The 10669-nt window shown below is 69.0% G+C and carries 9 protein-coding genes; 2 read left to right on the top strand and 7 right to left on the bottom strand.

Annotated features, from left to right (window positions below):
- Positions 1–11 precede the first annotated feature (11 nt).
- Both EV385_RS33935 and EV385_RS15600 read left to right on the top strand, forming a co-directional pair.
- On the top strand, positions 12–176 hold the full coding sequence (locus tag EV385_RS33935; RefSeq protein ID WP_165449333.1) for a hypothetical protein: 165 nt from the start codon (positions 12–14) through the stop codon (positions 174–176).
- Positions 176–1090: an LLM class flavin-dependent oxidoreductase gene (locus EV385_RS15600; RefSeq protein WP_242624909.1), complete on the top strand. Its 915-nt coding sequence runs from the start codon at positions 176–178 to the stop codon at positions 1088–1090. The genes EV385_RS33935 and EV385_RS15600 overlap by 1 nt, the downstream gene beginning before the upstream one ends.
- A 57-nt stretch (positions 1091–1147) precedes the next feature.
- Here EV385_RS15600 and EV385_RS15595 read toward each other — a convergent pair whose 3' ends face one another.
- The 7 genes from EV385_RS15595 to EV385_RS15565 all read right to left on the bottom strand — a co-directional run bounded on the left by EV385_RS15595 (position 1148) and on the right by EV385_RS15565 (position 10611).
- Positions 1148–1921, bottom strand: coding sequence for an ABC transporter permease subunit (locus EV385_RS15595; protein ID WP_207229839.1), 774 nt, complete (start codon positions 1919–1921; stop codon positions 1148–1150).
- Entirely contained in the window at positions 1918–2829 is a 912-nt protein-coding gene (locus EV385_RS15590) for an ABC transporter ATP-binding protein (protein WP_130510113.1), read from the bottom strand. The genes EV385_RS15595 and EV385_RS15590 overlap by 4 nt, the downstream gene beginning before the upstream one ends.
- A 31-nt stretch (positions 2830–2860) precedes the next feature.
- Positions 2861–3685 (bottom strand): AfsR/SARP family transcriptional regulator, encoded by an 825-nt coding sequence (locus tag EV385_RS15585; RefSeq protein WP_130510112.1) that lies wholly within the window; start codon positions 3683–3685, stop codon positions 2861–2863.
- A gap of 225 nt (positions 3686–3910) precedes the next feature.
- Positions 3911–4639 carry an ABC transporter permease gene (locus EV385_RS15580; RefSeq protein ID WP_130510111.1) on the bottom strand — a complete coding sequence of 243 codons (729 nt, stop codon included), beginning with the start codon at positions 4637–4639 and terminating at the stop codon, positions 3911–3913.
- Positions 4632–5558 (bottom strand): ATP-binding cassette domain-containing protein, encoded by a 927-nt coding sequence (locus EV385_RS15575; protein ID WP_130510110.1) that lies wholly within the window; start codon positions 5556–5558, stop codon positions 4632–4634. Before EV385_RS15575 ends, EV385_RS15580 begins: the two co-directional genes overlap by 8 nt.
- The gene (locus EV385_RS15570; protein ID WP_165449493.1) at positions 5555–7684 is read right to left on the bottom strand and encodes a peptidase domain-containing ABC transporter; all 2130 of its coding nucleotides are present in this window, start codon (positions 7682–7684) and stop codon (positions 5555–5557) included. The genes EV385_RS15575 and EV385_RS15570 overlap by 4 nt, the downstream gene beginning before the upstream one ends.
- Complete coding sequence (locus EV385_RS15565) at positions 7681–10611, bottom strand: type 2 lanthipeptide synthetase LanM family protein (protein WP_165449492.1); 2931 nt, start codon at positions 10609–10611, stop codon at positions 7681–7683. The genes EV385_RS15570 and EV385_RS15565 overlap by 4 nt, the downstream gene beginning before the upstream one ends.
- Positions 10612–10669: the final 58 nt, after the last annotated feature.

Below are 10669 nucleotides of genomic sequence, written 5' to 3'. Positions count from 1 at the left end.
GGAGGAGCGACATGGCAAGGAAGAGCAGTGCGGGCAGCGGATTTCCGATCTTCATTGGCGTCGTGATCGCGATCGTGAGTCTGACCCAGGACAATTACCAGGGCGCGGCCTTCGCCATCGGGTTCGGAGCGATCCTGTCGCTGGTCATGTACGTCCGGGGCCGGCGGGCGGGCTGATGCGCCGGTCGATCCTGCTGCCGTTCGCACCCACCCAGCCCGAACATGTTGTGCCGTTCGCGAAGCTGGTGCAGCAGGCCGGCGCGACCCGGCTGTGGCAAGGTCAGGGCATGGTGCTGGAATCGCACCAGTTGGCCGCCTGGCTCGCCGGGCGCGGCCTACGGGTGCCGGTCGGCTTCGGCGTCTCGCTGATGCCGTTCCGCTCGCCGTATCTCGCGGCGCTGGAGGCCCGCTCAACGGCCATGGCCACCGGCCATCCGGTCGTGGCGGGCTTCGGCCCGGGCTCTGCGCAATTGCAGGCGGCCCTGCTGGGCAGCCCGTACCGCAAGCCGCTGCAGGCGGCTCGTGACTACCTCCGCGCGGTGCGCGGCCTGCTCGCCGGTGACGCCGAGCAGGCCCTGGTTCCGGCCGTGGCTCCGCCCGTACAGGTGGGCCTGGGCGTGCTACGCCCGCGGATGGCCCGGCTCGCCGGAGAGGCGGCCGACGTGGCGATCACCTGGCTGTGCTCGGCCGACTACGTGCGGACGACCCTGATCCCATCGATCCGGGCCGCCGAGCGCACCCTGGAGGCTCCGGTCCAGGTCACCGCGATCGTGCCCTGTGCGCTGGCCGACCCGGATCGGGATCTCACCGCGTTGGTGGAGGCTGCGTGCGGGGCACACTCCCGCGCGCCGCACTACGCTGACGTCCTGCGGCGCTCCGGAGTGGAACTGCGCGGCGCGCCTACCCGGGATGCGCACCGGCTCGCCGACAGCGGTGTCTTCCTGTACGGCAGCGCTGAGGATATTCACCAGCGACTGGACGCCTACCGCGCCGCCGGCGTCGACGAGGTCGTGCTCAACGTGACCGGGGTCGCGTCGGTGTACGGACCGCGGGCAGCTGCTCGGGACCTCCTGGCTCTGCTACGGGCGTGACCGCACGGGAAACGGCCCCGCACGCCTGGGAGCGTGCGGGGCCGTTCGGTACAGCGCTCAGGCGTCGCGACGCCGAATCACCAGAAAGCCCCCGACTACCGCGGCGGCCGTCCACGCCACCAGCACCGCCAGGCCGGTCCACGGGTTGAGGACCGTCGTACCCTGCGGTTCCCGGTACAGGATCTGCCCGCCCGCGATGTCCGGCAGGAACTGGGCGACCTTCTGCACGTGTGGAATGTTGGCGAGAATGGTCGACACCATGAAGAACAGCGGAATCAGGATCCCGATGGTCAGTGCGGCGCTGCGCAGCACAGTAGCCAGACCCATGGCGAAGACGGTCAGCAGCGTGGTGTAGAGCACAGCCCCGACCAACGAACGCAGAACACCGTCGTCGCCGATCCCGACGCTGTGCGAGCCGAGCGCGGCCTGCGTGGCGAAGAAGCTGACGACCACCACCACGACCGAGGCGGCGAACGCCACCAGGGCACCGGCGAGCAGCTTCGAGGTAAAGAACACGCCGCGACGTGGCACCGCGGTCAGCGAGCTGCGGATGGTTCCGGAGGAGAACTCGCTGGTCACGACGAGGACACCGAGGATCACCAGTGCGAGCAGACCGAGCTGCAGTCCGCTGTGGCCAGCACCGATCGGATCGAACCGCTGTTGCGCCGACGCGCTGAGGTCGGTGTAAGTGATCCGCAGAAAGTATCCCGTCGTGATCGCCAGTGCCACGCTGACCACCAGGAACAAACCGAGGTTCCAGGCGGTGGAACGCAGCGTACGAATCTTGCTCAGCTCGAATGAAAGGGCCGCGCCCAGGTTCATCACGGTCATACTCCCTGCTGTGCGCGGTACTCCACCGCGTTGGCCGTCAATTGCATGAACGCCTCCTCCAGGGAGGCAACCTGCGGGCTGATCTCGTACACCGTCACCTGATGCTGCGCGGCCAGCGCGCCGACGGCCTCCAGGGTCGTCCCGACGGCTTCGAGCGCACCGTCGCCGCCCTGCTCGACGCGGATGCCCGCGGTGGTGAGCGTGGAACGCATCTTCTCCGGCTCGGGCGTGCGGATCAGGATGAACGAACGGGCGTTGCGGTCGATGAACTCGCTGACCGAGCTGTCAGCCAGCAGCCGTCCCTGCCCAATGACGATGAGATGGTCTGCGGTGAGCGCCATCTCGCTCATCAGGTGGCTGGAGACGAAGACCGTCCGGCCGTCGGCGGCCAGGCGCTTCATCAGGCCCCGGATCCAGAGGATTCCCTCCGGGTCGAGTCCGTTGACCGGTTCGTCGAGCAGCAGCACCTGAGGGTCGCCGAGCAGCGCGGCGGCGACACCCAGACGCTGGGACATGCCGAGCGAGAGGCCCTTGGCGCGCTTGCCGGCCACGCCCGCGAGCCCGACGATGTCAAGCACCTCATGGACTCGTGCGGCCGGGATCCGGTTGCTCAGGGCCAGGCCCTGCAGGTGTCCCCGCACCGTCCGGCCACCGTTCAGGGACCTCGCGTCGAGCAGCGCGCCCACCTGGCGCAGGGGGTGGGCCAGTTGGTCATAGCGTTTACCGTCGATCAGCACCTCGCCGGAGGTAGGCCGGTCGAGGCCGACCATGGCCCGCATGGTGGTGGACTTTCCGGCGCCATTGGGACCGAGGAAACCGGTGACGCGTCCGGGTTCGACGGTGAACGACAGCCCGTCCACGGCCACGGTCGCACCGTAGCGCTTGCTGAGTTGCTTGACTTCGATCATTGCCCTACCTCGGTTGTTCGGGAACTCACCGCTAGGAAGCGGCGGAGAGGGACTGGGTGCCGATGTGATCACCGGCGGAGATGCCCGAAGCCACCAACCGCAGAGCTTGCTCGCGGTCCCAGCTCAGAGCAGCGGTACGCAACGCGCCGAGACTCGGAGGCAGATCCAGGCCGAGGTCCTCGGCGAACAGTTGCTGACATCGTCTGATCACGGTCAACGCGCCGGCCGCATCACCCTCGATACAGTGCACGGCCGACAGCAGTTCCCAGAGCCGTTGCCGGTACGGTGACTCGGCCAGCGCGCTCTCGATCTCGTACGACAGCATCTCGGTGCGATTGGCCAGGATGCGCGCCGTGAACAACCCCTCGTACGCGTGGAATCGGGCGTTGTTGAGCCCGGCGGCGTGAGCGTTGAACCACCGGGTCGCAGGCAGGTCCTGGCCGAATGGGCCGCGCCACAGCGCCATGGCGTCCTCAAGGACGCTGGCGGCCTGGTCCACGAGGCCGCGCAGCAGCAGGCTCCGGCCGTGCTGCGCGGCTCGGGTGAAACTGACCAGGTCGAGCTCGTCGGCGGTCACCTGCATGCCGTAGCCCACCTGGGTGCCGCGGTAGGTCTTGACCCGGGCGCCCAGGCCCGGTGCGGCCTCGTCCAGATCGCGGCGCAGGCCGGTGAGATGGGTGCGGATGTTGGCGACGGCAGAGTTCGGAGGCGTGTCCCAGAGCAGCCCGGACAGTTCCGCGACGCCTATCGACTGACCCGCGCGGAGCAGAAATGCGATGAGTATGGCGCGCCGCACGGGCGAGCCGGTCTTGACGGTCCCCATGACCTCGAGCGGACCCAGTACTTTGAAGATCATTTCCCCGTTGTCATCTTCCGTCGGTCGCTGCTGTGTGGGCTGGTGTGTGGCGGTGCCCGGGTCCTGCGTGGGTTTATGCCGTGGGGCGGCCGCGTCGGATTAGGCTCAGATCCGCGCACATCCTTTACTGTCGATTTACTACAGTCATCACCGTAGATCGACATCTCTAGACAGGTCAATGTCTTAAGGCAGCTATCGAGCCAGGCTCGACCATGGACGTGGCTGTCACACGTCGCGATAGCGGACCGTCAGGACGGCCGCACCCAGCAGCATCCCGGCGACTCCAGCGAAGACCAGCAGGCCGGTCGCCGGCGGCCAGGCGAAGGCGAGCCCCTGCGAGTCGCCGAGGAAGAAGTGCGCATTCGTGAACGGCAGCAGCGTGGCCAGGCGCGGCCCGAACCGCGGCACCAGCGTGGTCAGACCCTCGATAAGCAGCGGCCAGATGATGACGATCGCCAGCGCGATGGCGGTCCGGCGCACCAGCACCCCCACGGCAACTGCTATGACAGCTGTGATACCCACGATTACCGGGACGCCCCACAATAGCCGCCGAGCGCCGTCCCACTCCAGCGCCTGCCCGGCCGCCGCACTGCCCACCAGGAGTGCGACAGGGGTCAGCACGGCGGCGCTGGCCGCGCACACGGCGGCGAGCAGGCTCGCCTTGACCACAACCACAAACCCTCGGTGTGGCAGTACACCGAACGTCGTCCGGATCGTGCCGGAGCTGTACTCCTGGCTGACGCTCAGGGCACTCAGCGCCATGTAGATGACCAGGCCGTAGCCCAGAAGCCCGACCAGGAGGTCATTGCGGCGCACCGGATCGTGCGCACCGGATGCCGAGGCGCCAACCGCCGCCGCCAGGAGCACGGTCACCATCACCACACTGCCGAGCAAGACATAGGTCGAGCGCACGGAACGAAGCTTGAGCCACTCGGCGGCCAACGACTCACGCATTACCGGCCTCCCCGGCGACGTGCTCGGAGTGGGTCTTCGTAGCCTTCAAGAACGCCTCCTCCAGCGACGCGGTCTGCGCCGTCAGCTCCCACACTGTGCATCCCGCCGTCCTGGCCAGCGCACCGACTTCCTCGGTACGCAGCCCGGAAACGGTCAGTACCGTCGGATCCCGCTCGTCGTGCGTCCCGAAGGTGTGCCCGCCCTCCGTCAATGCCACGCGCAACCGGTCCGGGTCATCAACCCGCACCCGCACGCGGGTGGCCGCCGACGACGCCAGGAACGAACCGATCGCCTGCTGTGTGATCAACCGACCCCGGCCGATCACCACCACCTCATCCACGTTGCCGGCCAGCTCCGCCAGCAGGTGGCTGGAGAGCAGTACCGTGCGGCCTTGTTCGGCGTACCCGCGCACGAGGCCACGCAGCCAGAGGATGCCGTCCGGATCGAGGCCGTTGACCGGCTCGTCGAGCAACAACACCTCGGGATCACCCAGCAGGGCCGCGGCGATACCGAGTCGTTGACGCATGCCGAGGGAGAAGCCACGGACCCGGCGGCCGGCGGCGGTGGTCAGCCCGACCTCGGCGATGACCTCATCGACCCGCGACGCCGGCAACCCACTCGCGGCGGCGATCCAGCGCAGGTGTGCCCTTGCCGACCGTTGCGGCAGCACCCAGCCCGCGTCGAGAACCGCGCCGACGGTCCGGGCTGGGTGCCGCAGTTCGCGAACCGGCCGACCGCAGACCGTGGCGAAGCCGGATGTGGGGCGATCCAGGCCGAGCACCATCCGCATGGTGGTGGACTTGCCGGCCCCGTTCGGGCCGAGGAACCCGGTCACCGAACCGGGCCTCGCAACGAACGACAGGTCGTCCACGGCGGTCACCCGCCCGAAGCGTTTGGTCAGCCCATGAATTTCAATCATGCGAATCCTCCAGTCGGGCTGTACTGTTCCGCGCCAGCCGTGAGCTCATACAGACTCCGGTAGAGTCCGCCGCGGCGGCTCAGCTCGTCGTGGGTGCCGGATTCCACCACCGCGCCCCGGTCCATCACGACGATCAGGTCCGCGTCGACCACCGATGTCAGCCGGTGCGCGATGATCACACGGGTGGCCCGCAAGCTGTCGAAATATGCGGTCACCGCAGCCTCGGACAGGTTGTCCAGCGAGCTGGTCGCCTCGTCGAGCACGACCACCGAGGCGTGTTTGAAGGCGGCACGGGCCAGACTGATGCGCTGCCGCTGGCCGCCCGAGAAGTTGTGCCCCAGCGAGGCCACTGGCGTGTCGTAGCCCAAAGGCAGCGCCAGGATCTCGTCGTGCAGGCCGACCCGCCGGGCGGCCTCGTAAACCTGCTCGTCGGCGCGCTCGCCGGCACCCCAGCGAATGTTGTCGCGGACCGTGCCGTACTCCAGGACCACGTTCTGCGGCACGTACGCCACCGCGTCGTAGAAATCTTCACGGTCATAGTCGCGCAGGTCAACACCGCCGATGGTGATCCGGCCCGCAGCCGGACGGTGCAGCCCCACCAGCAGCCGGGCCAGGGTGCTCTTGCCGCAGCCGGAGGGACCGACGATCGCGACCTTCGCGCCGGCCGGCACGGTGAGGCTCGCTCGGTCGACGACCCGGCGGCCGAACGTGCCGTACGCGAACGACACACCGGACACCTCGATAGCTCCGGCCGGGCGGGCGCGTACGGCGCCGCGGAAAAGGTCGTCGGCCGGGCGCAGCAGCACGTCGGCGACCCGGACCAGCAAGGAGCTCGCCTGTGCGAGGCGGGTAAACGACCCCACCATCAGGTTGACCTGGCTGAGCAGCAGGCCGGTCAGCGCCTGCACCGACACCACCAGTGACACGCCGGGGGCCGCGTGAGCCGGCACCACCTGAGCCAGGATGACGAGCGGACCAACGAACATCATGCCCGCCATCAGGGCGTTGAACATGCCCTGGACGACCTGCAACCGGGTGAACTGCCGCTGCACCGCGTCGCTGCGTCGCTGCCACTGCTGCACATACGCGCTCTCCATGCCGTTGGTCTTGATCACTTCAAGTCCGGAGATGGCGGAAAGCTGGGTCGTCTGCAGCTCCGCGCGAGCGCGCGTCTCCGCGTACGCGGACCGGCGCACCGCGCCGGTGGCGGCCGACGCTGCGAGCACCAGCACCACGATCAGGCCCAGCGTGGCCACCAGCGCAGCCCAGGAGAGCATGGCCAGCCACCCCAGCAGGACGACGCTGACCACCGCGCCTACTAGCACCAGCACGAGATCGTTGCAGAGCAGTGACCGTAGCTGCTGCACGGACTCCAGGGTGAACATCAGCTCCCCCGGCCCCCGACTCTCGGTGAAGCCGTACGGCAGGCGCAGCAATCGATCGAAAACCGCCCGGGCAAGCGACCGGCCGACCGCCACCGAGGCGATCACACCGGCCACCGTACGCACGAACAGTACGAGCGCGAACGCCAATGCGACCCCCGCCAACAGCAGACCGGCCGACACCGAGGCCTGCGCGCCACCGAACAACGACTCCAGCAGGGCGGGGATGCCCAGTGGAACCGCCGAGGTGGCCAGCGAGAGCACCAGGACGAGGCTTAGCAGCGCCCGCTTCTCCCACGCGAAGCGGGCCAGCACGCGAACGCCCGGCGCCCGCCGCGGGCGCCGCCCGACGGCCGCCGCATCGGCGGTCACCGCCAAACCGGAGAAGGACTCCGCGAACTCGGCATGGGTCACCCGGCGCCGGCCCGCGCCGGGGTCGAGCAGGGTCACTCCCCGCGCGTCGAACGCGTACGCGACCACGAAGTGCGAGCGCTGCCAGTGGCAGATCGCCGGCACACCGAGCCCGGCCACCCCGGCCGCGGACGTGCGGTAGACATGGGGACGTACGCCGTTCTCCCGGAGGATCCGGGAGAGGTCGGCGACCGTGAGCCCGTCGCGTCCCACCTGGTAACGCATCCTCAGCTCGTGCACGTCGACCCCGGCACCGGCGAAGCGGAGCAGCATCGCGCAGCAGCAGAGCCCGCACTCGGTGGCTGTGAGCTGCTCGATACACCGGGGCCTCACCGTGGGTTCCGCCGCAACGTCAGCGGCGAGGCCACGTCGACCTCCCCGGTCAGCAGAATCATCCCCAGACCGATCCCGGCAGTGCCCACGTACGCACTGTCGTTGAGCACCGACTTGCCGACGCGGGCCGCAAGCGCCCCGGGCACGATCCGCGTGACGAGCTCCGCGTGCCGGTCGGCGACCCGGTCGGCGATTCGCCCGGACGGATCCCACCCTGCCGCCTCAGCGAGGATCAGCAGGTTTCCGATGTCGCCGTGGCACAGCGACAGGTTGAGCCCGAGGCAGGTGTCCGCGACGGTCTCGGCGAGCACGCCGACGCTGTTACGTGGATCGTCTGAGGGCGGCGCGCCGGCGACGAGACGTTCGACGACCCCGAGCAGGACACCAGGGGTGCCGTGGCACCAGCCACGCGCGACGCGCTCCGGAGCCAGGTTGCTGATCGGCCAGTGTCCGGCGCCCGGGTCGTACAGTCCCTCGTGGATCCGGGACAGCGACGCCAGCTCCACGCGCCCGTCGTCGGCGGCAGCGGCGTAGCGGGCAAGCGATGCCAGGGTGCCACTCGTGCCGTGGGCGAACCCGCTGTAGAGGCGCTGGTCGGGTGCCGGCTTCAGGTCCAACCGACCGCGCAGATGCTGGAACGCCGCCTCGGTGACGGCCCCGCTTTCGACCGTCACCGACGCCGCCAGCAGCCCAGCCGATCCCATCAGAAAATCCGCGTCCTCGAGCAGTGGCAGGTCCTCCGGGATCCGGGACCACAGCTGTGCGCCCAGTTCGGCTAGTTCCGCCGATGCGGACAGCCGGGCCACCTCGAGGGCGGTGAAGGCTAGGCCGGGATAGCCTCCTGCCATACCCCCGGACACCTGACGCCGCCGTCGTGTCGGGTCGTCGAGAAGCGCCTGCACCCGCGGACACAGGACATCGCGCGCCAGCGTCCGATACCGCGCCTCATCGGTCAGAACCCCGGCCGCGGCCAGGAACAGCGCGATACCAGCCACGCCGGCGTACAGGTCGTCGCCGAGGCCGTCCACCCGCCACGGAAACTCCTGGGTGGTGTCGCGGATGGTCGCGCCGATCCATCCCGGTCGGCCGCCGGGACCCGCCGCCACGACGGCGTCGGTCAGCTCCGCGGCCAACGCGTCCACCAGGTCGCGGGTCCGGGCTGGCGCTGAGGGGACGGTGTGCCCTGCATACGCGGGGGCGTCGCATTCCGGCTCGGTGAGGTCCACGTACGCGGCCCTGATGATCCGCAGGTTGCGGTCTCGGGCGCCCGGTGACATCGCCCGTAGCCCGGCGATCGTCTGCGCCAGCGGCGGCTGGGCCAGCACGTCCGCGACGGCCTCCCGGTGGTGATAGACCCAGGTGCTGTCCGTCCGCAGGGAGAAGTAGGGAACATCGCCTTGCAGCAGGTCGCGGATTTCGGCTCGGACGACCGGCGGGGTGAGGTGATCGATCCGGCCGAGTCCGATGCGGTGGAGCAGCAGCTCCTTCAGCGGGGTCGACTGCTGGAACGTCGGGTGCGACGCTGTCTGGAGCAGCTTCTGGTACTTGCTCGTGGCCTCGAGCACCGAACGAACCGCGACGCCGGGGAACAGTTCGCGCAGCCAGGCCTCGACCCGTCCCACGTGGTCGAGGATCCAGTCGTAGGTTTCCGCGAAGCCCGCACAGAGCTGCTGGAGCTCGACGCTGCGCCGATCCCCTGCCGGTCGGATCGCGGCGGTCTCCACCGTTCCGGCGGTGAAGCCCACCCGCGGCTGGTCGGTGCCGAAGTCGGTCAGGACCGGGCTGGTCGTGACGGCCTGCTGGCCCGGCACATAGCCCAGAAAGCCGATATCGATGGAAGCGTCGGCCACGCCCGGAGCACCGATGCGGGTCGGGAGCAAACCAACGGAGAACACCGTCTGCGCCAACGCCTGAATCTCGGCCGACTGCTCCCTCCCGTCGCCGGCCCGGCGGTTGACACTGAACAGCGATTCGGCGTCGACTACCACGGGCAGTCCTCGGTGGTTGAGCACGTTCTCGTAGTGCATGTCACTGGCGCGCAGCACATGCAGGACCGCCAACAGTCGCCCCGCCGCGTGGAAGTAGGCCGGAGCCGGCGCGGCCTGGCCCTGATCGGCGTACTCCTGCCACCCGCAGTCGTCGCCGCACCAGACGGAGAGGACGGGCAGATCCGGGTCGATCCGGCTGACGAAGGCGGCGTATGCGTGCTCCACGTCCATCGCGCGCGGCTTGTAGACCAGTGCCCGGTCACCGGAGAAGGTCAGCCGGCAGACGGTCTTGCCTCCACCGTGCGAGTCGCCAAGCCCGTACGAAATCGCGGTGAGGACCGGTCTCGGGGAGCCGGTCGCCGCCGTCGGCAACCGGCCGTCGGCGACGGCCGCCGTCGTTGCGTCGAGCATCCGGCGCAGGTGTCGCACGCCATTGTCCGCCAACACGGCGAGCTGCCGACCCAGTTCAGGAAAGACGACGAACAACTGCTCGCGAAACGCATCGAGGCCGGAGATGTGGCAGAAATGCCACAGCCTCTCGTCGCCGGTCTCGCCCGGCAACGCCTCCGCCCTGCGCAGCAGATCCAGGACGACGACCAGGGTGCGGACGGTGGTCTGCTGGACCCGCTCGGTGAGCCAGGCAAGGAAGTCGGTGGTCAGCTGCGCTGCCCGCGCCACCGTCAGCGGCGAGCCCTCGAACGTCCGCTCTACCTGCACACGATAGGGCGCGCAATATGAACGGGCGAAGGCGTCGAACATCGCTGGGCCGTCACCGATCTGCTCGGTGCAGAGTGTGCCAAGCTCGGCCAGATCCGCGGTGCGGTCGGCCGGAGCAATGTAGTCCTCGGCGAGCGAGCCGGAAATGGGGGTGAGGAACTCTTGGAGCCCGATGTCCGTTTGCAACTCGGGAAAGAGCGGGTAGAGGTCGTGCAATGGCATCGTCGCGGCTCGCTTCCGGTGGGACAGACGGCGGGCCCGAACTGCTCCGGAACCCGCC

Source organism: Krasilnikovia cinnamomea (genome assembly GCF_004217545.1).
Taxonomy (GTDB): Bacteria; Actinomycetota; Actinomycetes; order Mycobacteriales; family Micromonosporaceae; genus Actinoplanes; species Actinoplanes cinnamomeus.
Note: the sequence above shows the minus strand (reverse complement) of the source record. Positions and strands in the feature narration are given on the sequence as shown.